General features: G+C 41.6%; 21 protein-coding genes. 11 read left to right on the forward strand and 10 right to left on the reverse strand.

Going from position 1 to position 24297, the window contains the following annotated elements; genetic code table 11:
- Positions 1-201 precede the first annotated feature (201 nt).
- The 3 genes from SporoP17a_RS11155 to SporoP17a_RS11165 all read right to left on the reverse strand — a co-directional run bounded on the left by SporoP17a_RS11155 (position 202) and on the right by SporoP17a_RS11165 (position 2657).
- On the reverse strand, positions 202-1164 hold the full coding sequence (locus tag SporoP17a_RS11155) for a polysaccharide deacetylase family protein (protein ID WP_335695486.1): 963 nt from the start codon (positions 1162-1164) through the stop codon (positions 202-204).
- 126 nt (positions 1165-1290) lie between these two features.
- Entirely contained in the window at positions 1291-2163 is an 873-nt protein-coding gene (locus SporoP17a_RS11160; protein WP_083034708.1) for an anti-sigma-V factor RsiV, read from the reverse strand.
- Complete coding sequence (locus SporoP17a_RS11165; RefSeq protein WP_167693415.1) at positions 2160-2657, reverse strand: RNA polymerase sigma factor SigV; 498 nt, start codon at positions 2655-2657, stop codon at positions 2160-2162. Before SporoP17a_RS11165 ends, SporoP17a_RS11160 begins: the two co-directional genes overlap by 4 nt.
- A 273-nt stretch (positions 2658-2930) precedes the next feature.
- Between SporoP17a_RS11165 and SporoP17a_RS11170 the strand changes: the two genes are divergently transcribed.
- Entirely contained in the window at positions 2931-4184 is a 1254-nt protein-coding gene (locus SporoP17a_RS11170; RefSeq protein WP_083034710.1) for an amidohydrolase family protein, read from the forward strand.
- An 841-nt stretch (positions 4185-5025) separates the two neighbouring features.
- Positions 5026-6270 carry an MFS transporter gene (locus tag SporoP17a_RS11180; protein ID WP_083036048.1) on the forward strand — a complete coding sequence of 415 codons (1245 nt, stop codon included), beginning with the start codon at positions 5026-5028 and terminating at the stop codon, positions 6268-6270.
- Here SporoP17a_RS11180 and SporoP17a_RS17030 read toward each other — a convergent pair.
- The 5 genes from SporoP17a_RS17030 to SporoP17a_RS11205 all read right to left on the reverse strand — a co-directional run bounded on the left by SporoP17a_RS17030 (position 6211) and on the right by SporoP17a_RS11205 (position 10030).
- Positions 6211-7032, reverse strand: a complete 822-nt coding sequence (locus SporoP17a_RS17030) for a helix-turn-helix transcriptional regulator (RefSeq protein ID WP_237262313.1) — start codon at positions 7030-7032, stop codon at positions 6211-6213. The genes SporoP17a_RS11180 and SporoP17a_RS17030 overlap by 60 nt on opposite strands.
- 105 nt (positions 7033-7137) lie before the next feature.
- Positions 7138-7620 (reverse strand): GNAT family N-acetyltransferase, encoded by a 483-nt coding sequence (locus SporoP17a_RS11190; RefSeq protein ID WP_083034712.1) that lies wholly within the window; start codon positions 7618-7620, stop codon positions 7138-7140.
- Between the two features lie 118 nt (positions 7621-7738).
- Complete coding sequence (locus SporoP17a_RS11195; RefSeq protein ID WP_083036052.1) at positions 7739-8038, reverse strand: hypothetical protein; 300 nt, start codon at positions 8036-8038, stop codon at positions 7739-7741.
- 276 nt (positions 8039-8314) lie between these two features.
- Positions 8315-8773 carry an immunoglobulin-like domain-containing protein gene (locus tag SporoP17a_RS11200; RefSeq protein ID WP_083034713.1) on the reverse strand — a complete coding sequence of 153 codons (459 nt, stop codon included), beginning with the start codon at positions 8771-8773 and terminating at the stop codon, positions 8315-8317.
- 414 nt (positions 8774-9187) lie between these two features.
- Complete coding sequence (locus SporoP17a_RS11205) at positions 9188-10030, reverse strand: tyrosine-type recombinase/integrase (protein WP_083034714.1); 843 nt, start codon at positions 10028-10030, stop codon at positions 9188-9190.
- Between the two features lie 229 nt (positions 10031-10259).
- Between SporoP17a_RS11205 and SporoP17a_RS11210 the strand changes: the two genes are divergently transcribed.
- From SporoP17a_RS11210 to SporoP17a_RS11230, 5 genes are all read left to right on the forward strand, one after another.
- Entirely contained in the window at positions 10260-11738 is a 1479-nt protein-coding gene (locus tag SporoP17a_RS11210; protein WP_083034715.1) for an S-layer homology domain-containing protein, read from the forward strand.
- Between the two features lie 138 nt (positions 11739-11876).
- The gene (locus tag SporoP17a_RS11215; protein ID WP_083034716.1) at positions 11877-12776 is read left to right on the forward strand and encodes an ABC transporter ATP-binding protein; all 900 of its coding nucleotides are present in this window, start codon (positions 11877-11879) and stop codon (positions 12774-12776) included.
- Entirely contained in the window at positions 12776-14356 is a 1581-nt protein-coding gene (locus SporoP17a_RS11220; RefSeq protein WP_083034717.1) for an ABC transporter permease, read from the forward strand. Before SporoP17a_RS11215 ends, SporoP17a_RS11220 begins: the two co-directional genes overlap by 1 nt.
- 539 nt (positions 14357-14895) lie before the next feature.
- Positions 14896-16134: an S-layer homology domain-containing protein gene (locus SporoP17a_RS11225; protein ID WP_083034718.1), complete on the forward strand. Its 1239-nt coding sequence runs from the start codon at positions 14896-14898 to the stop codon at positions 16132-16134.
- 202 nt (positions 16135-16336) lie between these two features.
- Positions 16337-17575 carry an S-layer homology domain-containing protein gene (locus tag SporoP17a_RS11230; protein ID WP_083034719.1) on the forward strand — a complete coding sequence of 413 codons (1239 nt, stop codon included), beginning with the start codon at positions 16337-16339 and terminating at the stop codon, positions 17573-17575.
- 510 nt (positions 17576-18085) lie between these two features.
- Here SporoP17a_RS11230 and tatC read toward each other — a convergent pair.
- Positions 18086-18967, reverse strand: a complete 882-nt coding sequence (gene tatC, locus SporoP17a_RS11235; protein ID WP_083034720.1) for a twin-arginine translocase subunit TatC — start codon at positions 18965-18967, stop codon at positions 18086-18088.
- Between the two features lie 12 nt (positions 18968-18979).
- Positions 18980-19204 (reverse strand): twin-arginine translocase TatA/TatE family subunit, encoded by a 225-nt coding sequence (tatA, locus tag SporoP17a_RS11240; RefSeq protein WP_083034721.1) that lies wholly within the window; start codon positions 19202-19204, stop codon positions 18980-18982.
- Positions 19205-19776: 572 nt separating this feature from the next.
- Here tatA and SporoP17a_RS11245 point away from each other — a divergent pair.
- The 4 genes from SporoP17a_RS11245 (at position 19777) to SporoP17a_RS17160 (ending at position 24293) form a co-directional block, all read left to right on the forward strand.
- The gene (locus SporoP17a_RS11245) at positions 19777-21030 is read left to right on the forward strand and encodes an S-layer homology domain-containing protein (protein WP_083034722.1); all 1254 of its coding nucleotides are present in this window, start codon (positions 19777-19779) and stop codon (positions 21028-21030) included.
- A gap of 368 nt (positions 21031-21398) precedes the next feature.
- On the forward strand, positions 21399-22559 hold the full coding sequence (locus tag SporoP17a_RS11250; protein ID WP_083034723.1) for a M20 family metallopeptidase: 1161 nt from the start codon (positions 21399-21401) through the stop codon (positions 22557-22559).
- 69 nt (positions 22560-22628) lie between these two features.
- On the forward strand, positions 22629-24128 hold the full coding sequence (locus SporoP17a_RS11255) for a sodium-dependent transporter (RefSeq protein ID WP_167693416.1): 1500 nt from the start codon (positions 22629-22631) through the stop codon (positions 24126-24128).
- A 39-nt stretch (positions 24129-24167) separates the two neighbouring features.
- Complete coding sequence (locus SporoP17a_RS17160) at positions 24168-24293, forward strand: hypothetical protein (protein WP_257788184.1); 126 nt, start codon at positions 24168-24170, stop codon at positions 24291-24293.
- Positions 24294-24297 lie beyond the last annotated feature (4 nt).

Here is a 24297-nt window from a genome sequence, read left to right on the forward strand (position 1 = left end):
TCTCGAATTCAAGGTAATCATATAATATTCACTATGCCATGTCAAACCGTATGTTTGTAAAAACATCTACAATTCTTGGATTATTTGCGTGGAGAGTAGTTCAACCAGTGGAAAAGGTGAAACGAAAGGGGGGAGGCTACCCTGCTAGATCAGTAGCCTCCGCACATTAGAATCTGGTAGTAGACTTCAATGCATAGTAGTTTATAGCGCTGCATCGTTCTGGAAGTTCATGACAAAATGACTCGCATCATGGTAAACTCCGAAAACGTATCCTTGATCTTTGAAAAAGTTCAAAATTTCAGGGAGTGCTTCTAAAGTTTGCGGTTTTTCGTGCATCAATACAATTTCTTTATCCGAAGTAGTGTTTTGTTTAATGTTTTGTACGATTTGAGCTGGGTTACCTGGAAGATCCCAATCTCGTGAATCGATCGTCCAATCCCAAATTTTAATATGGGCGTCTGCCAGTTGTTTCCGTATGTACTCACCGTTCAATCCAGGTGCCGATCCATAAGGAGGGCGCACTAAACGAGGAGTGGTTCCTGTTATTTCATGGATGAGATCCAGTGATTCAAGCATCTCGGGTACAAACTGTTGATCAGCGTAAAGTGCTTGATAATTGTGCGTCATGCTATGGCCGCCAATATAGTGACCTTCTTGCGCTGCACGTTTTACACTTGCTTGGAGATGTTCTTTCTTTAAATTATTTCCTTGCATGAAAAATGTAGCTTTCGCGTCATGTGCATCCAATATATCTAAAAACTGCTCAGTCCATTTGCTCGGACCATCATCAAAAGTTACATACACTACTTTTTCAGGTTCATTCTCTTCTGGAGACTGTTCTGTACTTGTATCAGTAGGCATTTCTGTTTGCCCTTCAGTAGACGTTTCCGTTTCCTCCGGTTCTATTGTAGGGAATACTTCAGGTTCAGTACTAGGTTCTTCTGGTGGTGTACTAGGTTCTGGCTGATCGTTTGATGTCGGCGTTTCGATTGGTTCAGGTTTGGTTACAGGTTGATTCGATGTACTAGGTTGTTCGCGGAAAGAATATGACGTTCCAACAAAAAGAACAGTACCCGATAGAACAAGAAGAATGAGTAGAAGCAGAAAATATCTTTTCTTCAACTTTCGTCTTTTCTGTCCGACTTGTTGAGGTAGCGTACTCATAAAATATATAGCCTCCTATCAATTTGTGTTGAATAGACCGATTTTCATCGTATGTATGTATAAAAACTCCCTTACTTCATAAGGACAACAGCAGACGAACTCCATCATCTGCTGTTGTAACATCATTTACTGAATATATGTGTCACTAACTAGGGCATCCTGTAAAATATCTGAAGGAATCTCAAATGTGACGACGCCCATATAACCTGGTGCTACTTCGTACTGATCAAACGAAATGACGAGTGTATGATCCGCAGTAATGTAGAAGTCTTGATTGGTTTGAATGGAGTCGAATTCAATGTCCGCTCCTTCGATAGCTAAGTACGCAGTGTTTTCATCTTCTTCCATTTGTCGCGTCATCTCTTTTTTTATATAGGCAGTGATGATTTCCACATAGGAATCGTCTTTAAAGAGACTCGGTAAGGTAAGGAGAATGTGATGTTGTTTATCAATCGTATCGTATTGCATTTCAGTGGAAGAAGATCCAGCCGTAGTGGTTTCATAACGCGCAATGGACAAAATTTGTTCTGTATCGGTTTTTACTTCATAACCTGAATCCACGCCTAAATGACCGCTACCTGCCTCTTCCAGTCTGGCGATTTCCTCTTCAAATTTCGTAAAGAGCGCTTTGTTTTCTTCGATATACTTTTCATTTAAAGCAGTTTGCAATCCTTCGTTTTCCAACCCATCGATTGCCGGCGTTTCCATGTTTGCCTGATACGTTTCCTTTTCCATTGTTAAGGTTTCGATCGTGAAAACTTGCACGATGGAACCGAGAACGGGAATGTTCACTAGCGAATTGGCGAAAGTCGGGCTAGCATTAATGCTACCCACGAATAAAGTAGCCGCAGCAGCAATTCCGATCGACCAGTTTCTCATAGGGGAGCGCTTCTTATTCGTGTTTTTTGCACGTTGAATAGAATCTTTCACTACATGATCCAGCTCGGGAGGAATTTCAATATCGTCATAGTCTTTCTTCAACTTGTTCATCCGTTTCATTCCAAATCCCCCTTTTCAATTTCTATACGCAGTTTCTTTAAAGTCCGGTAAAGCCTGGTTTTCACGGTATTACTGTTTTCGTCTAAGATGGCTGCTACTTCGTCAATCTTCAAGTCCTCAAAGAAGCGTAAAATAATTAACGATTTTTCATCCGGAGAAAGTGTATCTAGCGCATCTAGTAAATCTATATCCGTTGGTTCATCTTCTGTTTGTGGTAAATAGCCATCCAGAACTTCATCATCCATCACCATCATTCGTTGATGCTTGCGAATAAAATCGATGGACGTATTCACGAGTATCCGATAAAACCACGTCTTTAAATACTTGGTTTCTTCTAGGCGATGAATGGATTTTAACGCTTTGAAAATCGAGTCTTGCACAATATCCAACGCGTTTTCTTTGTTTTTCACATAGCTATAGGCGAGCCGATAATGAGCATTTTGGTTTTCAATTAAAAATTGCTCCACCTGCTCTATTTTTTTATTTTTTGTCATGACAAAAGGGTCACCTTCTTCAATTTTAAACATGTCGCGATCACGTCTTACTCTTTTGACGGACAGCTTCCGCAAAAAGTTTGGATTTTATATAAAAAAGGAAACATGATGACAAGGATCCCGTTTAGAGAGAAGCGTTTCAATTTACTAGGGATGCGATACGACTTAGAATGGGTTAGCTGCTCACGTTGTATTGAGAGCAAGAATTATTTTTCTTGTATCGTAACTGCTATACTCATGACTATAACAACGGATAAAGGAGTAATGTATTTTATGAAGAAATTTACGAATGCGAATATATATGGGGATCCCAATTCCCATGAGTTTTTAGTGGAAAATGGTCAGTTTACAGCTATAGGGAATGACGTAGGCGACGCAGATGAAGTAATTGATCTGCAAGGTCGTTTAGTTTTGCCGCCTTATGTGGACCCTCATTTACACTTGGATTATATCTTTTCGGGGCTAGGCGAAGGAAATGCGAATGTCTCCGGGACGTTATTTGAAGGCATCCAGCGTTGGAGTGATAATAAGAAATCACTGACTGAAGAAATGGTGCGTGAACGTGCGATAAAAGGAATTCAAAAAGAAGTGAGTAAAGGAGTTCAATTCATTCGTACACACGTCGACATTACGGATCCGAATTTAACGGGGATGAAGGCGTTAGTCACACTGCGCGAAGAGTTGAAAGATCTCGTTACATTACAACTCGTGGCCTTTCCTCAGGAAGGGTTCTTTAGATATGAAGGCGCAGAGCGTTTAATGGAAGAAGCACTGGAAATGGGTGCGGACGTAGCAGGGGGGATTCCTCACTTTGAAATTTCCTATGAGCATGGCGTGGAATCATTGCGACGTATTGTCGACATGGCCATAAAACACAATGTGATGATTGATATTCATTGTGATGAAAACGATGATCCCAATAGTCGGTTCTTAGAAGTGTTAAACGCGCTCGTCATGGAAAAAGACTATGGTAAATATACAACGGCCAGTCATACATGCAGCTTTGGTTCAGTGGATAATAGCTATGCCAATAAAATGTTAGGTTTATTTAAAGAATCACAAATCAACTTTATTTCTTGCCCAACTGAAAACGCCCATCTCCAAGGACGTGGCGACAGCTATCCAAAGCGTCGTGGCTTAACACGCGTCAAAGAGTTGTTAAATAACGGAAACAATGTGGCATTTGCACAAGATTCCATAGCGGATTACTGGTATCCTTTAGGCAACGGAAATATGATGAACATCTTAGACAATGGGATTCACTTAGCGCATTACACACATATTGACGAGATCAATAAGGCGTTGGATTTAATCACGTATTACGGTGCAAACATTATGAGAGTAAATGACGCGTATGGTTTGGAAGTGGGGAAACCGGCGAACTTTATCGTGTTGGATGCACAAGATCCTTATGAGGCTATTCGTGAGCGGGCAGAAGTGCTGATGTCCGTAAGAAACGGTGGCTATCTCTTTAAGCGTGAACCGCGGAAAAATGAAGTGGAAGTGGATTTTTTGAAGCAATCGTGAGAGTTCTTGACTATACTAAAATTCCTCCTCAATGAGGTGCACCCCGAAAGTTAGAGTAAAAATCTAACTTTCGGGGTGTTTTCTTATAGCTAAATATAGCGCTGAATTTAAAATGATGATACTCAGAGTGTGCTTGAACAGAATCAACCAATGATGGGGGAGTGGTTGGAACCCGTTGATCTGCGCTGCAGCCGGACGCGTGTCCTATGGGCGGGCGGTGAACCACACCTCTTCGCTTCGCTCGCTGGGTGTTTCACCTGTCAAAGCAAAGATATGCTCCTTCTCGCTGCGCTTCACTCGCAAAAGCCGTTCTTCGTTACGGCTCTCGCTGATCCTCCGGGAGTCGCCGGCTGTAGCGAAGATCAACTAACCGATTTCAGAGAAGCTTCCTCAATAAACGCGCCCGAATAAACGCAAAGTAGTCTAAAACCGTTGATCTGCGTTCCAGTCGGACGCGTTCCGCAGGGCGGGCGGTGAACCACACTGCTCGCTTCGCTCACTTAGGTGTTTCACCTGTCCCGCTGGTCCTGCAGGAGTCGCCGCCTTCCACTCCGATCAACTAAGAGTGTAGTACTTCACAATCGCGCCCTTTTGTGGCACAATGACAGTCCAACAATTGATCCTTCATACAGGTCGGTTTTACTGAATTCCTCTATTCATCTATTCATCTAACATACATCATTAGTTAACATAATAACTGTTTAATTTTAACTCTTATCTAAACAATTTTGAAAGTAAAACCATGTCGCCAATAGACTTCCTATATATTGGCATAAAAATCAGCAAGATTCATATAGATGAGCAAAAAAATACAGCGTACCCTAGACATGAGGTGATTACGATGTATCGAAGTACATTGAAAAATAAAAGTGTTCTCTATTATTTGGCCGGAGCTGGTGTTTCACAGTTAGGGAATGTCCTTGCAGGGCTGGCCTTTTTGTTTATCTCCTATGAACTGACGCAATCGGCGAGTCTTACCACAGTGATTGCCATTTCACAGGCCGTCCCCTATGTGCTTTTTGGGTTAATTGGTGGTGCTGTTGCGGACCGTATCAATAAAAAAAGGTTATTGGTATGGATTGATCTTATTCGTGTTCCAATCATTCTCTTCCTGGTCGTCCTCTACCAACTGGAAAATTTAGCTTTCTGGCATTTACTAGTCGTGAGTTTCGTCATTCAGAGTCTGGGTTGCTTCTATAATCCAGCGTATAGGGCTGTTTTGCCTCTCGTTACACCAGTAGACGACCGCACAACGGTCAATAGCTTGCTGGATACCGTCACAAGAGGCGTTCAGGTACTCACTCCTGTTTTCAGCATCGTTCTATTGAGTTCAGGAAACACCATCCATTTTTATTCGATTGATGCACTTACGTACATTTTAAGTGCGTTTTTCATCTTAAGAATTCATTGGATTGAGCCGACCAACGAGGAGAAGGCAGCAGACGAGAGCAATCAAGGAGTCTTTAAATCTATTGTATCTTTCTTTCAGTGGATCAGAGGAGAAGGTACGATTAAAAACGTATTTACAGCAACATTTTGGATGGTCTTTTTCAACACCTGGGTGTGGCAGGTCGGTTTGCTTTTGATTCTTCTACAAAACTATCCGAGACAAGGGGAAGAATTCTATAGTCTTTTATTGGGATGGTACGGAGCGGGTGTCATTCTCGTCAATGTGATGATTCCGTTCTTTTGGAAAAGGTTAACATTCATTATTTACTTATCTGGTTCAATTGTATGGGGACTCGGGATTTTTGTATTAGGTTTCGCCACAAGTCTACCTCTCTACTTCCTTGGCGTTTTGATTGCGGCAGTCGGACTGCCGATTAGCAGTCTGACACGTGTTTATTTGATACAAACGTTGGTTCCAACCCAAAAGTTAGGTCGAGCATTTAGCTTTAATGCGGTCATTCTATATGGATCGAACGTTCTCTCCTTGGTGCTGTTTGGTGCCTTAGCTACTTTCATCAAGATTGGGGCGATCTTTGTGTTCTGCGGCAGCATGATGATCGTTTGCGCCGTCTTTTATTTAATTCGAATTTCGTTGTCGGAAAAAGCTCGGAGGAAATCCGTACAGGCGTTTAAATAATTGATTATAAACGCCAATAGAAGAAAAACCACAACTAATGGCGATATCGGTAATCGTCCGTCCAGTATGTAAAAGTAAATCTTGGCTTCTGACCAATCGATAAAGCTGAAGCCAAGAATAAGGAGAAACGCCGATCTTCTCTTTAAAAAGATGAGCAAACTGAAATTTACTGATATCCAAGAGCGCTCCCATTTCCTCTAAACTCCAAGCATGTTGATAATCATTTTTCAATGTTTCCATTACGTGAAAAATTGCTGGCTGCGTTGAGCGAAACGGTTCGGTGATTAAATCGGAACTGTGATTTCCAACGGTTGTCCTGGCCAGCAACAGACTGAGTTGAGCAAAGCTATGTTCTAAAAACACTTCAGATGACCGATTTCTTTCTTGTCCTTCCAGCAGCATGTACTGCTGAACAAACTGAACCCATTGCGCAACGAGTGGACTTTTTTGGATTGTTTGAGCAAAAAATAAATCTTCTCGAATGACCGATATGGCTGCAGTCGCCTCGTTGAGGAATGTCGAATCCAGTTCTATCAAAAATTTGTGATTTTCTACGACGAGCTGTCGATGTTCATCGTTCGGATTGAATACCATAAATTCATTTTCCGTTAATGAAAGATCGTTTCGTCTGCTTTGGTAATTCATAGAACCTTTTAGCGAAAACAAGAATTTATAACAAGAGTCGTTTCTCCAGTGACTTTCCGATTTTTTTTGATCAGTAGATAACAGTAAACAATTAGATGCCTCCAGTAAAATAGTCATCGGTTACCCCCCTTTCCACTATTATCAAAAGGAAATTATACAAATTAAAAGCGCCTATAGAAAACTGCCCCTCGATTGCAGTATATTTAATCGTGTTCAACTGCATTAAATATATGTATTGAAAATAAACTGTTCTCCTATCTTGCCTATTTTTCTTTTGCCCGTGTCACTGAATCCAACCCTTTTATATAAATTTTGCGCTGGTATATTTTTATGATTAACAGCTAGTATAATTTCATCGTATTCAGGGAGTTCTTGATTAACAAATTGTTTTATTAAATTCATTGCCTCTTTAGCAAATCCCTTTCCCTGTTTAGAATTATCTATTGATAGTGCAGTTAACAATAATGCCCTTGGATTATCTGTAAACTCCTTTACCCTATCAGTTGATTGTAACAAGAAAAATCCAACCGGTTCATCATTGCTTAAAATTACAATCGGGTACTGATCATCAGTTAATTTCTCAAGTATGACAGCTGGGAAAGCAGTATATTGTGCCTTTTCAGTAGGTAGCTCGAATTCCCTTAATGCTTTTAAGAACTCTGGATTATATTTTTCTAATTTTACTGTTTGTCTTAAAGTGCCCACAATAACAGCTCCTATTATCCATATTTTTGTGTTTCTTGTTTAAACTAATCTGTTACAATCTGGGCCGATTGATGAACGGGCACAAATCCTTGTTCCTGAATCGCGCCCATTTGCTGCATTATGGAGCAAATGGGATTGCACCAGTGAACAATAAAATAATCATTATTACCCAAAATACAAAGAAAGACGACGAAAGAATCAATGAAATAATTGGGATTAAATTTTTCTCCGTTTTTCTAACTAAACCAATTACTGACAATATAATTCCAGCCCCTGTAAGGAAAAACGTTATATAATCTCCAATTAAGTATCCTACGTTCGCTATTCTTGTAGGTTCTATAAAAACAATAAAGAAACAAACAACACCAATAATTAGTGAAACATAGCTAACTAGACTGTATTTTTTAGAGATACCCATTTCTTTTGTCAAAGAAAAATGCCCCCTTAATAATTTTTAGATTATTAGGAATACGTTCCATTTCGTAAAACGTTACAATATATTGCTTCAGGAAAATGGCCAGATTGCGGTATGGGCACGATTATTTTATGCAACAATCGCGCCCGATTCTTGAAGAGTGATTTTATTTACCTCTTCAATCCGTTCAGTTAACTTGTCTTAATCGTACTCCCATTCAATTCGGGGTATATCAACTCGATATATTTCTTATTTTAATGATCTTTTCCTGGTCATTAATTAATCCACATAAAACGAAACAGCTATTTTTTTACTCTCCTTATTCCTGTTAGCATGGAATTTAAAGACAATCCTATAAACACCTTTCTGCTGTATAAAGGATTGCGGAAATTTCTGATCCATTTTTTTGCCCGGTTCTAATACATTTAACTTATCCTCTGTTACCGCATCATCTGCCGCAACCCAAACGTTATCTTGTAAGTATTCTAAGCTAGTTCCTAGCCCTGTGTAATCCACCGGTGTTTCCCCATCATTTCTTATAATAACAACCGGCGTCTCTCCCTGATCGTATCTCTCTTGGCTAACTGATATAGAAATGGAAATATCTCCATCTTTATAAATTGAATCAATATTATTCATTTTACTTTGATTTCCTTTGTCTTTAATGTCCTTTTCTTCCGAACAAGCAGCTAAAATCATTATGATCCCGATTAATATAATTAAATTTTTCTTTTTCATTTTATTCCTCCTCTTTGCCATTAGACTGTGAAGAGTTAAATAAGTTTCATCTTTCTTTAATCTGGCCCGTTTGTTGAATAGTCTTTTTATACTTAGTATGTTCTGTTGCTTGGAGTGCAGGCGCCGACTCCCGAACGCAAAGCAACAGCTTGCACAATGCGAACTTTGGTCCGTTTATGGAATACTGACAAAGCAAAGCTAATCGATTAAAATCTAGGCCATACCAATATATTCTTGTAACACTCTAAACAGCATTGAAATTACAATAGCTGTATAGTTAGGGACATTATAACATAGTTTTGAATAATCTATTGGTCAATTTCTATATTGATAGTGTATTTAAGATAGGTAGGATTTGCTATAAAGACACAAAATAAAAACACTACCAAGTATATTCGGTAGTGTTCATCTAAATTAAAAATACTTACTATACAAATCATGTCGTAGTTTCCCGCTCAAGTGCGCATAAATTCGTGTAGTTTCGCTTTTCTCGTGTCCGAGTAAACTTTGGATTACTTCTAGCGGAGCACCGTTGTTAATCAGATGCGTAGCATAACTATGTCGTAACTGATGAGGGTGTATGGATTTATGAATGCCTGAGCGTTTTGATACACGCTTGAGAGTGTAGCGCAGTGTATCGATGCTCATGCGTTTCTTCGGATTCCGCTCCGTGACGAATAGGCAGGGATCTTCATCATCGCGTTCTTCCAAATATCTTTTCAACCAAATAGCGCACCGTACATTGAAATACACTTCGCGTTCTTTATCACCTTTACCGAGGACGATCACCGAGTTGCCGATGAAGTCGATATCTTGCCGGTTGAGTGCAGCTACTTCTCCAATACGGCATCCCGTTGAATAGAAAAACTCGAACAAGGCTTTTTCCATCGCGGTGTCACAGGCTTCGCGTACATGTTCTATTTCATGTTTGGAGAGGAACTTGGGAATTCGTTGACCCATTTTAGGCTCTTTTAATTTAGATGCTGGATTTTTTGTCATAAATCCTTCTTCATGTGTCCATTTGAATAACGATCGAATAAATCGAACTCGGTGCCCAAGACTCGAAGGTTTTAAGTGACTGCCGCATTCGATCAGATAGGTTTTTAGTTCATCAGTTGTGATATCTTCCATGGATACATCACCGACAAATCGTTTCAACATGGCACATTGATAACTGTACATTTTCAATGTCAAAGGAGAATACCCTTCAATGCGTTTATCCGCCTCATATTTCGTCCAAGCCTCGCAAATCAACATCCTGTTCACACTCCTATATTGGTAATCTATTGTTAGCAAGTGTGTCCGATTGGAAGAAATTTATTCATTGAAAGAAAGGTAGAGTGTGGATGTCTACATAGTTTAGCGACCTAATCATAAATACTCTTCATTCACATAGAGGGGGAATTAATTTGGAAAATTTTGAAACTATTTCTCAAATTCCTCGTCTGTACGGCACAAGACTAAACTATGGAGAGGATGAAGTCGAATGAAGAATAAAGTGATAGCGATGCTTGGGGTGATTTTGCTGATCTTCAGTATTCCCTTATCAAGCGCAGCGGCAGACAAAGCAAGATTTCCCGACGTTCCTGCTACGAAGCATTTTGCGGAAGCGGTCAATGAATTGGCGTCACGCCATATCATCGGAGGCTATCCAGACGGAACTTTCCGTCCGAGCGAATCCATTACGAGAGGGCAGGCGGCTGCTATTATCGTGAAACTAACGAAACTGGAGACGACGAAGGTAAAAGATCCGAAATTCAAAGACGTTTCGACTGCAAATGGTTACTATCAAGCGATTGCGGCATTAGCGCAAAAAGGCGTCATCAATGGGTATGGTGACGGACGATTCGGACCGAATGATCCCATCACACGGGCGCAAATGGCTTCTATTATTATCAAAGCATTCGAATTACCGCTATATCGCGATCCGGATTATGGATTTAAAGACGTAGTGCATAAAAACGGCCACAGAGATGGAATCTATAGTTTGTATCAACTCGGGCTGACGACAGGTACGTCACCTACGACATTCAGTCCGAATGCTTCCATTACGAGAGGTCAAGCAGCAAAGTTACTGAAAGCAGCGGAAGATGTGAAGCCGGGGATTCTGACGATGCATGCGAAAGATTTTAAATGGAAGAGATTCAACGACATTAGTAAAACGAACTCGGATATATTTGATATTGTGGGAGACAGTGAAGTACCCAGTCAAGTGAATTTGAAAACGAAGATTCATATTGTGCCGAAGAAAGAAGGAACGGCGACACTGACATTTTCAGGAGCAACATCATCCGATACAGAGGATCAAAACTACAGAAAATATTATGTGCATGTCAAAAAGATCGATGGTGCATGGGATATTTCATTGCAAGAGACGACCGATATCTATTCGACGCCAGCACAATTATGGAAGCATGATGAAAGAAGAGAAAACAACAAAGCGTTCATAGATGCGGAGTCGATTTCTTTATCTACGGAGGATGGGGAACTGGTTGAGGAACGTGTGAAATTTGAGCGATGTGAAAATGACGCGCTTCAATATTGCCATGTGATTTATTTTGATCAGCCGGGGAAATTCATTGCGACAGTCCAGTATGAAGACGGCGAAGTCATGCGTTATTACGTTACGTCTACTGAGCGCAAAGATCAATTTTATTATTACACGCATATCACCCCGATCAAGCCGAATGAAGTGTTGCGGATTTGGGATGGTGCTATTCTCGGTAAACATGTGCTGCCTAAAGGAAGTGAGGAGATTGCGACCGTCACGCGAGATCCGGGAACGAATGTATTCCGTATTACGCCGAAGAAAACAGGGGAATTCTTTGTGAACTTCCCGGATCGTAAGGTAGTACCGGGTAGTCATAGGATTTATTACGGTATTACAGTGCGAGTGAGTAAACTAGGGAACTATCTACACGTAGATGCGATTGTTAGTGAAGAAGATGATATGGTGTTTGATTAATTGGATAGGTATACGAAAAGCAGGCATGCATCGTGTGTCTGCTTTTTTTGGCGCGAATAAAATGTCTCGGGCATGATCGTCATATGCTACACTACAATCAACAACCAGCTCTAAATCAAATTAAGGGAGGGCACGCAGATGAATGTAATTGAGATGAATCAAGTGACGAAAACTTTCGGTAAGCATCAGGCATTAGGTGGACTAGATTTAACAGTAAAGAACGGCGAAGTGTTCGGCTTCATCGGGCCGAATGGGGCAGGGAAGTCGACGGCGATTCGGGTACTACTTGGTATGCTTCGTGCTACCGACGGGACGGCAACGATTTTTGGCAAGAATGTATGGCAAGACGCGGTGGACATTCATCGACGTGTTGCGTATGTGCCGGGAGACGTGAATTTGTGGCCGCAGCTAACGGGTGGCGAAGTGATTGATTTATTCGCGAGTCTGCAAGGGAATGTCCATGAACAACGGCGTGAAGAGTTACTTGCGCGTTTTCAGTTGGATCCGACGAAGAAGTGCCGAACGTATTCGAAAGGAAATCGACAAAAAGTTGCTTTAGTGGCGGCGTTTGCTTCCGACGCAGAATTATTTCTGCTCGATGAACCGACGTCTGGACTCGATCCTTTAATGGAGAAAGTGTTTCAGCAATGTGTAGCGGAAGTGAAAGCGGAGGGGAAGACGGTGTTACTGTCGAGCCATATTTTATCGGAAGTCGAGAAGCTGTGCGATCGGGTAGGAATCATTCGGCAAGGGCGTCTAATCGAGTGCGGTACGTTGGATGAACTACGACATTTGACGCGTATGCAGCTAACGGTGGAGACGAGAACGCCGATTGAGTCGCTCGCTTCGTGGCAAGGAGTCCATGATGTTGTACCGACAGAAGATGGCTGGACATTTCACGCGAATGCAGAGGAAATGGAAGCGATTATGCACAAGTTAAGCGCGCACGGTATACGGAAGATCGAAAGTGCGCCGCCTACGCTGGAAGATCTCTTCATGCGGCATTATGAAGAAAACGTAGAAAGTAGGGAAGTGTGATGAAGGGGGCCTCATGTGCAGGGGTTCTCCGTCTATCCCGGTTCATAATCCGGCAAGATCGCATGCGCTATATGTGGTGGCTCATTGGTATCATAGCCATGACGCTTGTCGTACCGCCAGCTTTCAATGAATTATATCCGACCGAGCAAGATCGTAATCTGATGGCGGAAACGATGAAAAATCCCGCGATGGAGGCAATGGTAGGTCCTGGAGATCTGGCGAATTACACGCTTGGCGCCATGGTCTCGCATCAGATGTTGTTGATGACTGCCATCGCAGTTGCCATCATGAATATTTTATTGATGGTGCGCCATACGCGGGCAGAGGAAGAAGAGGGGCAGGCGGAATTACTGCGTTCATTGCCGATTGTCCGGCATTCGCAACTGACGGCTTCGATGCTTACGCTGTTCGGTGTCAATTTGTTGCTCGCATTGCTAATCGGTGTCGGATTATATAGTCTTTCATTCGAAAGTATGGGGTTAGCTGGATCACTTATTTACGGTGCATCGCTTGGTGCAATCGGCTTGTTTTTTGCAGGTGTAACAGCGGTTTGTTCACAACTCTCGGAAAGTTCGCGCGGAGCAGTAGGTCTGTCGTTTACCGTGATGATCGGCTGTTATGTATTACGATCAGTTACCGAGTGGATTCCACCGTTTGGTTGGCTTACGCAAGTTCAGCCGTACAGTGATAACAACTGGGTGCCAGTAGGGGGATTACTGATTGTAAGTCTTTTATTGTTCACGCTAGCCGTCATTCTGCATGGCAAACGAGATATCGGCTCGGGCTTTCTTCCGTCAAGAAGCGGTCGCGCACATGCTTCTAGTGTATTGCGTCATCCGATTGGACTCGCGTGGCGACTGCAAAGAACCGCGTTCATTTCGTGGGCGGTTGGCATGCTAGTACTCGGATTGTCATATGGTTCCGTTCTTGGAGATTTGGATTCGTTTTTTCAAGACAATGAACTGCTCGCTGCGATGATGGTGGCGGATGAAAATAGTTCATTGACTACTCAGTTCCTGCCGATGTTGATGGCAGTTCTTGCATTTATTAGTACGATTCCTGCATTGCTTTCTATTCATAAAGTAGTGGGCGAAGAGCGGAAATCGCGCATAGATCATGTGCTAGGGCGAGCGGTTTCGAGAAACAAGTTACTAGTTTCTTATTGGGTGTTAGCGTTGTGTACTGGATTTCTGATGCTGAGCTTCTCGGCACTCGGTTTATGGTTAGCTGGCACCACATCGATGGAAGACCCTTTTACGTTCATGACCGTATGGCAAGCTAGTATCGTTCATTTTCCTGCGGTGGTCGTGATGATTGCGATTAGCACGTGTTTGATTGGCATCGTACCAAAAGCGACGGGCTTCGTTTGGCTCTATTTATTTTATGGATTCCTTACGCTATATTTAGGAGGCTTGTTTCAGTTTCCTGAATGGATGGAAAAGCTTTCGCCGTTCGGGTTTGTTTCCAAGTTGCCGATAGAGGATATGAACTGGCTACATGCGGGTGGATTGGTGGCAGTGGCTGTTATTTTGTTTGTTTTCGGTATCAATCGGTATACCAATCGAGATATTGAAGGATAAAGGTTTGTACATTGCTTATGCATCCTCCCATTATCTAAAGCTAACTGAAAATAGCGTTCTACTTAATAACTAAGTAGAACGCTTTCCTATTAGTAAACCGTTGTCATGCAGAATACGTTTCATATAAGCATTGTTACGTGATTCGACATTACTATCCAAAATACGGTAAATTGTCAAAGGGTCTAGTCCCTCAAGAATGGGAGTAGGTAAACGGCTATCAATCAATGATGAATCAAAGTTCTGTTGCTTCATTCAAAAGACTTTGATTAAATGATAGAATAAAATAACTTGCTGCTACCGTTATCGACATCATAGAAGGGTATATATGAAGGATAGTACATAGATTACTGCACGTATTATCTGAATGTTCGTTTTCTAATGATGCATATTTATAGGCATTAAATGTTGGGGAGATGTATAGGCTAGATTCGAAGTAATTCCTTAATTATACAAATATGTCTATGTTTCTAGAGCAGTTATTGGTAACATGATAGTAGATAGTTTTGGTAGTCTACTAACTAACAGAGGAGTGGAAGAGAATGAAGAATGCTTTACGGATTCTAGTATGGACTGTAGTCGCGCTAGCTCTATCATTTGTATTTTTAGGTTTAAATGAAGCTTCAGCAAAAGAGTTCAAGGATGTCTCGAAGAAGCATCCGAACTACACCGCGATTCAAGAAATGCAGAAAGCGGGGTATATTAATGGCTATCCTGACGGAACGTTCCGTCCAAGTGAACCGGTCAGTCGTAAGCACGTAGCGTCGTTGCTCGACCAGGTGCTAAAGTTCCCGCAGCCGCCTACTGATAAATTGGTTTTTGCCGATGTCCCGAAACATCATATGTATTATAAGCCAATTATGAAGTTATATAATAAAGGAATTGTCAGTGGAGGACTGGATAAGAAATTTAATCCGAATGCATCCATTACGAGAATCCAGATGGCGAAAATGCTGGATTTGGCGTTTGAGTTCAATATGAAGGAACCCGTGCGATTTGAAGACCTGAGCTTCTTGCACTGGGGATATGTCCATGCGAGTGCGTTGTATTCTCATGGCGTAACGAAAGGGGATCACGGAAAGTTTTTACCGAATCAATCTGTTACACGCGCGCATTATGCAGAGTTTTTATATCGCGCGATGAAAGTGGGGAAAACTCCTTCCGGCAGTGTGGTCAGCAAAGAGAAAGCGATCGATCTGACTATGCGTCTTCCTATTGTGATTGAAGGAATCCGTGTGCAAGGAAAAATAGATAATCAAACATACAGTCAACTTCGTCCAAAGCAACTGCCTTATGCTACAGAAGCATTCGCGGACGGATTGCTGAAAAAAGATTACCCGAGTGTCTGTACACATTGTGATTCATTTTTATTTCCAGACTTACTAATCGAGCCTTCCATGCGTTTCGAATACACGCAACCGGATGCCAATACACTTCACGTCCATACTGTTTCATTCCGAAATATGTTAACAGCCGGTAGTTATGTTCACTATGTGTTCAAGAAAGAATCAGGCATATGGAAGATGGACGATTATGTTGGTGAAGATGTGGGAAAAAAGAATTTTGAATTGACGAAAGAAGAAGCAGAGCGTGTGGTGAAAATGAATTACCGCTATTATTCAAAGGTTAAGATCACGTATGTCTCACAAGAAAAAAAGACAGGTGAAGATTTCGCAACGAAAGAACACTATCCATATACAGCGTATAAATTTACTGTAGAAACGGAAGATGGCCGTGAAACTGTGATCGTGAATTCAGACGATGGATTTGTTTATCCGTAAAGAGAAATCAAATTTCATATAAGTATTGAAGAGACACTTCCACACTTGTTCAATCAAGTATGGAAGTGTTTTTTTATTTGAAAGCTAGAATTCATTTGAAAATATATCAGAATTTTCTAAATAACTATATGAATCTAGTAGGTTACTTGTTAGTATGGTAGTAGGTGACTGTCGTTGAAAAAATAGTAAAGGGAGTGAAAGCATGAAGAAGAGGTTCAAGTTGATGCTCTGGACGTTGTTGCTTGCCTTGTTGGTAGTTCATGTCGGAACCAATGAAGTATCGGCGAAAGAGTTTACGGATGTACCGAAGAAGCATCCGAACTACGCTGCGATTCAAGAGATGCAAAAGGCGGGCTTCATTAGTGGCTACCCTGACGGAAGTTTTCGTCCGCACGAACCAGTTAGCCGTAAACATGTTGCTGTTTTACTGGATAGGGCGTTGAATTTCCCACAGCCTGCCACAGCGGAAGTAGTCTTCAAGGACGTACCGAAAAGTCATGCATATTATACACCCATTATGAAGCTATACAATGAAGGGATTGTCAGCGGTTCAAACGGTAAATTTAATCCCGAATCTTCTGTTACCCGAATCCAAATGGCAAAGATGCTCGATTTGGCATTTGAATTCAATATGACCGAGCATGCCGGATTTTATGATCTCCTCGTCACGCACTGGGGATACGTCCACGCCAATGCATTGTTTTCACATGGCGTAACAAAAGGAGATCATGGACACTTTAAACCGAATGACCAAGTCACACGCGCGCATTATGCAGAATTTCTCAACCGAGCTATTCACGCACATGCCGCGCAACCAGAGGGCGATCAAATGAATAAAGATCGTGCGCTAGATAAAGTCCATCGATTAACTTCATCGATTGAACGGATCTTCCTGCTAAGTGAAGAAAACCATCAAACATTCGACCAAGTACGTCCTGAGTTTCTTCAGTACGCAACTGCAGGTTACGTAGACGGTATGATCGCCAAAGTGTATAGAGGAGAATATGATGATCTTCAATATGTACATCATGCGTTGCACGCAGAAGTTCAGTTGCGCTTTGATTTCTCTCAACCCGATCCAAATACACTCCACGTGGAGACTATCCAATTTCGTAATATAAACGACGATACAGGTGGGTTTGTCCATGCCGAATTTACAAAAGAGTCCGGCCAGTGGAAAATCGCGGACTACACCGTGGATTTCCCAGGTACAAAAAATTTCCAACTAACAGTAGACGAAGCAAAGTTTGCGATAGAAGATGAATACAGACGTCACGGTTTTCAAGATGTACGCGTGCGATTCGTCTCGAAGACTCCAGTCACAGGCTCAGATTACACCACTCATGAGACCTATACGTTTGATCAATACAATTTTATTGTAGATAGCAACATAGGCCGTGATCAATTGAAGTTCAACTCTGATAGTGGGCTCATTCACTGATCGTAGAAAGTAGAAAGTAGACCTAGCCGTTCATGAAGCGACGGTCAGAATATCCACGACATTAGCGTTCTGCCGTTTTGGCAGGGCGTTTTTTATGAGCGGTTGGGGGAGTGGATAGAGCGTTAATGTGGGTTGATAGAGCGGCTGAATGGATGGATAGAGCGTTAGAGTGTCTTGATAGAGCGGGTGAGCGGGTGTATAGAGCGTTAGAGTGACTTGATAGAGCGGATGAGCGGGTGTATAGAGCGTTAAAGTGTCTTGATAGAGCGGGCGAACGGATATATAGAGCGTTCGTGCTTGATAGAGCGGATAAACAGGTGTATAGAGCGTTAGAGTGTCTTGATAGAGCGGATGAACGGATGTATAGAGCGTTAGAATATCTTGATAGAGCGGATAAACAGATACATAGAGCGCTTCACAATATGTATTGAGCGAAAAACAAAATAAACCCTCTCAGATACACATGAAAAAAGCGACCCACTATAAAAGTGGATCGCTTTTCCTTATACATTATGAAGCTTCAGCATCTGGTGCCAGTCGCTTTTCCGTTTTCATGACAATGAAAATACTTGCTTCGTATAAAGCAATCATGGGAATGAGAATGATCAACTGGCTTAAGAAGTCAGGAGGCGTAATCAATGCAGACACTACACCGAGTGTCACGTACGACCACTTTCTCACTTTTTTCATTGTTTCGGACGTCAGAATACCTATAGCGGACAGGAATAGAGCGACGATCGGAAGCTCGAACAGCAAGCCGATCGGCATCGTCGTCATGAGTAAGAAACGTGCGTATTCCTTTGCTGTAATCATGACGTCGAAATTCATTTTACCGAGTTTCACTAGGAAGTTATAGCTCAGTGGATTGACTACGTAATAACCGAACGCGAGTCCGCCGACGAACAAGATCAGGATGGCGGGGGAGTATAGGCTTAAGAAACGTCCTTCTTTCTGTGTAAGACCTGGCTTGACGAACTGCCAGAGGAAATGACAGACGAATGGGACAGATAAACCAAATGCCATCGCGGCAGAAATCGTCGTATAGAATGAAATGACTTCAAGTGGACTGAGGACAACCAGTGTATAGCCCCGTGTGACGTATGGGAACCACAGGTTGATTGTACTGAATACAGCAATGAAGAAAATCAAGAACACGACGACGCTTTTGATCAGTTGTTTCCGAAGGTCCGTGAGATGGTCGATGAGCGCAGGATCTACGTCTTCTTTTTCATCTTTTGGTTCTTCCGGTTCGGGTTTCGGTTTTTTAGGTACAGCTTGTTGTTGAGTGGAAGAAGTCTCCGCAGAGTGATCGGGTAGCGCAGCTTCTTCATCTTTTGCCTTTTTGTCTAACGGGCTTGAATCTTTTTTGTTTTGATCACTATACGGATCCATCTTGTCACCTACTTATTTTATGTCTTTTTTATCAGTTTCAATGGTCTTGGAAGGAGTAACAGTTGTCTTTTCTTTCTCCTCATCATCGCCCATGATATCTTTTGTCGCCTTTTTGAACTCTGCCAAAGTTTTACCGACTGCTGAGCCGACTTCAGGCAATTTACGAGGTCCGAAAAGAATCAAGATAATCACAAGGATAATAATGAGTCCAGGTACACCGATTGCTGCTATATTCATCACACATCCATCCTTTCCTACTTGATTTAGACGAGTAATCTACCTCGCTTACAGTAATTCTGAATGCTTTCCGCAGTACGGTAAGCACGTGCACTGACTGTTGCAGTAGGGTTGTATTCACTATTATGAGCGAAATTGCCCGCACTCACAACAAATAAGTTTTGCACAATACATGAAGTTTAGACCACTATAGTCGAAATTATCCTCGGTGAAATTAGTAATTGTCATACCGGGGGATTGTGCGGCCATGTTGTATTCATTGTCATACGATAAAAGCTCCGACAATTCATTACATATAATCGAAAACTGTCGAAAGGGTAATAATCTTTTCATGCTATCAAACTTCTCACAATAGGTCAAATGGTACTTCCATAAAAAGTATATTTATGAACGTGATGAATGCGAAGCCTTTTTCGCGACTGGTCAATTCCATAAGTCAGCTCACCTAAAAATAACAATATTATATTTTGAATAATTAGAAAATAAATATATACGTATCATTTGAAACTTGGTAGAATATTAATAACAAGTAACCAACAGCCGACAAAATAACTCACTGAGGAGGAAAGATTATGAACAAGATTAGTCGGATTTTCGTTTGGACTGTATTGCTCGTTATGCTTTCATTTGTATCATTTGGTTCCGCGCAAGCCGCAACACAAGAATTTCAGGACGTGTCGAAGAATCACTCGAACTATGAAGCGATCCACTATTTACAAGATCGAGGCTTTATAGGGGGCTATCCAGACGGCACCTTCCGACCGCAAGATATGATTTCACGCAAACACGTGGCGAAATTACTAGATCAAGCGCTGAAGTTACCCCAAGCAACAACTACCGTGACGTATGATGATGTACCGAAAAATCATCCATACTATAGCTCTATCATGAAATTGACTGCAGCTGGCATTTTCAGTGGCGGTATGGATGGCTATTTCAATCCAGAAGCACCGATCACACGCATTCAGATGGCAAAAGTATTGGATATCGCATTTGACTTGTATATGACGAAACAAAATGCGTTTTATGATGTGTATGTTGAACATTGGGGCTACACTCATGCAAATGCGCTAAAAGCAAGTGGTGTGGCGAGCGGTTATTCTGACGGTGAATTTAGGCCGAATGAACCCGTTACGCGCGCGCACTACGCACAGTTCTTATACGCAGCCATTAAGGTGAAAGAAGCTCGTCCCGCTACCGATCACGTAACAAAAGGGAAAGCATGGGATCTCGTCAATCGCAGAACGTTTGAACTGGAGAAGGCCATGCGTGATGCGCGGATGTATCAATGGAGATATTCGGATATCGAATCGACTCTACGGATGAGTGCGACGAAAGCGTTTGTAGACGGAGATCTAAAAGGGTACTTCAATCCCAAATGCGAAGACTGCTACGCTAACGTCTTGCCCTATATTAACAATGAGCCATTGGTACGGTTCGAGTTTACACAACCCGATGCCAATACGCTGAATGTAAACACAGTGGAATTCCAAAATGGCTATTCCGTTGGCGGATATGTCGCCTATCAATTTAAAAAGCAAGACAACAAGTGGAAGATGAATTCGTTACAGTATACGAAGGTGGGTACGAAAAACTTCCAGCTGACAATCAATGAAGCCAAAAAAGTATTGGAAGCCGAGTATATTTCCTTTGGACATAAAAATTTGGTAGCTAAACATGTAACCACTACTCAGCAAATTGAATTGGATCCGGTAACAGATGCGAAATACACATTTGACCAATATACATTCAATTTAGATTCGGATTACGGACGTTTCAAAGTGAAATTCAACTCTTCCGATGGCTTCACGTCGTTTGTGAATTAAATAAAGAAACGTGCGATCAAGATTTTGGAGCGGACACCACAGAAATAAGTATAGACATAGCAAAAAAACAGCATGCCCCTAGTCTGGTTTTGACTGGTGGTATGCTGTTTTTAATTGGGGATTACTACATAAGAAGGCCGTAACGTTTTTCGAGAAGTGTCATGATCGTTGAAGGAAAGTGGATCTGCAACATACATACATATAATTACTTAAGCAAGTGTCAAGTGAAAAAAACATTAAACTAGTCCAAAAATATTTAATTATCAAATAACCATTCCCCGAAACAGTGAAGTGTGATATATTACTAGTGAAGTGTGGTATATCACACTTCACTACATTTTGAATTCTATTGGGGAGGAGTACTATAGATGAGAGCGCTTACAAATTCGGATTCATTAGAGTTACTACGTGATTTAATAAGAATACCTTCGGTTAACCCGGTTCTCGCACCAAATGAAGGCCACAATGAGGTTAAAATAGCGGAATTCGCAGTAGAGTGGCTTCGAAAACATCATATTCACGCAGAAATAGAGTTTGTGGAACCGGGACGGCCTAATGTATATGCAGAACTGGGTGATGGAGACGGACCCACTCTATGTTTCTGTGCGCATCTAGATACAGTAGGAACAGAGGGAATGACCATTGCACCTTTTGAGCCAACAGTTGAAGGAAATCGTGTATACGGTCGTGGAAGCTGTGATATGAAAGCAGGAGTTGCTTCTATAATGAGTGCAGCTGCCATACTTGCCGCAGAAGGAACAGTCAAAGGTAAAGTGATTTTGGCATTAATATGTGATGAGGAGTATGCAAGTATTGGTGCTGATCATTACGTATTGCATCACAAAGCGGATGCTTGTATCTTAACGGAACCAAGTGACTTGAAAATGGTTGTAGCCCACAGAGGATTTTTATGGGCGAAAATTACAACTACTGGCCGCAGTGCACATGGAGCAAGATGGGATTTAGGAGAAAGTGCAATTACTAAAATGGGTTCCATCTTGGTGGGCTTAGATCAATTCGATAAAAAAGTTCTGAGGGAAAGAAAGGATCCGCTAGTTGGACCGGCTTCCATGCATGTGAGTTTGGTAAACGGGGGAGTCGGAGTCTCGACATACGCACCGGAATGCCAAATTCATGTAGAGAGAAGAACGCTCCCAAATGAAGATGCTGATGCGGTAAAAGCTGAAATTGAACAAGTTGTAAAAGAAGCTGTTGAAGGAGCGGAAGTGGAATGGTACTTCAAAAGAGACCCTCTACTTTGTGATGAAAATGCAGAAATAATTCAACACGCTACTAAAGCTTATGAAAAGGTAATGGGTCATGAAGTTGAAAAAATTGGTTGGGAAGTATGGACGGATGCGGCCGTTTTCCATCAAGCCGGAATACCTACAATAAATATCGGTGCCTCTGGTTTTGGACTTCATGAGCCTGTCGAATGGGTTGACTTTGAATCCGTTATAAAAAACACAGATATACTCGTCGAGTCCGCCAAGTCATTTTTAAAAGCTGGCAGTAGCATCTCTAATTAATGGATTAAGTAAATAAAATCATAGGTGATAAATAATGCAAGAACAATAGGATTCGGGGAGGGTACATATTTGAAAAAATCCACAGCAGGTTATTCAACACAATTAGGTTTAGTTGTTACACTCATTGCTGGATCAGTGGGTCTTGGTAACATCTGGAGGTTCCCAAGAATTGCAGCAGAGAATGGCGGTGGTACATTCATCGTAGCATGGGCTATTATGATGATTCTCGTATGTCTACCTATTATGTTAGGTGAACACTCTATGGGACGAGCAACAAGACATGGGCTTCCTGGCGCATTTAAAGACTTTATCGGAAAAAAGTACACGTGGATGGGCGTAGTCGTTGTGATCACCATGTTTGCTTTAAATGCTTATTATGGCGTACTAACAGGTTGGGTGTTCTACTATTTAGGTTTGTCCATCACCAATGGTTATGCGGGTGCGGATAAAGCAGAGCTTTTCGATAGGATTTCCGATGGTAATTTCACTATGGTAGTTATTTATGTCTCGTTAATAACTATAGCTTGTTATATAGCATATAAAGGAATCAAAGGTGTCGAGAAAGTGTCAAAAGTTTTCCTGCCTATACTCTTTATTAGTCTGGCAATCGTCTCCATTTACTCCATCACATTGCCGGGGGCTGGAGCAGGATTAAATTACTTATTTAGTTTTGATCCTTCACTCTTATTAGGTTCGAAAATTTGGTTGGAAGCTTTAACACAAGCAGTATGGTCAGCAGGCGCAGGTTGGGGATTGGTGATTACGCTTGCTGTGTTTACCCGACCAAAGTCTGATTTGTCCTTAACAACCAGTATTCAGGTAGCAGGTGACGGGTTAGTGGCACTCATTGCTGGTATGGCTGTGGTACCTGCTGTTTTCGCAATAACGCCATCTATAGAAGCTGCGCAAAATATTCTTACACAAGATAATTTTGGATTGACATTTATTTCATTAACGAATCTATTTGAACAAATGCCTGGTGGGTATATTATAGGCGTTCTATTTTTCTTAAGTCTTGGTTTGGCTGCTTTTTCTTCCGTCATCGCAAGTGTCATGATCGTAGTGTTGCCAATGGCTGATTCGGGGATACCGAAGAAAAAAGCGATTATCTGGACATATTTGATCCTGATTGTATGGGGACTTCCGTCAGTATGGAACCCTAGTTTCTTGGCTAACCAAGATTGGGTAGTCGGTCAAATGATGGTATTCGGTGCATTTTTATCTTGTTTCGCGTTATACAAATTTGGTGTCTCCAAAGTGAGGAAAGAGTTTATTAACAATCCATACACTGGCATGCCTATAGGTACCTGGTGGGAGTATTCCATTAAATTCATAGCACCAATCATCATCTTGATCATGTTTGTTTGGTGGTCAATCCAGTCTATCGGTTGGAATGAACAATGGTGGAATCCATTTGCTCCTCTTAGTCTGGGTACGCTAATCATGCAAGGTGGTTTAATGTTGTTGATCAGTATTATCTTTAATAATCGAGTAAGTGATTCTATTAAAGAAAAGTATTATACAGGAGAAGGTTTCCCTGCAATTCCTAAAAACGATTACTCTGACTAATACTGAAGGCAATACTTAAAAAGAAAGGGAGGCGCTTACATGACGCTTAATGCAATTATCATGATGATTATTCTGTTAGGTATCTTTATTGGTGGTTTCGTCGTAATGCTTGCACGATTGTTGAAGCAGTCAAAAGCACAAGAAGTAGAACAAGAAATGGATTAACAGA

The sequence above is a fragment of the Sporosarcina ureae genome (genome assembly GCF_002082015.1).
Lineage (GTDB): Bacteria > Bacillota > Bacilli > Bacillales_A > Planococcaceae > Sporosarcina > Sporosarcina ureae_A.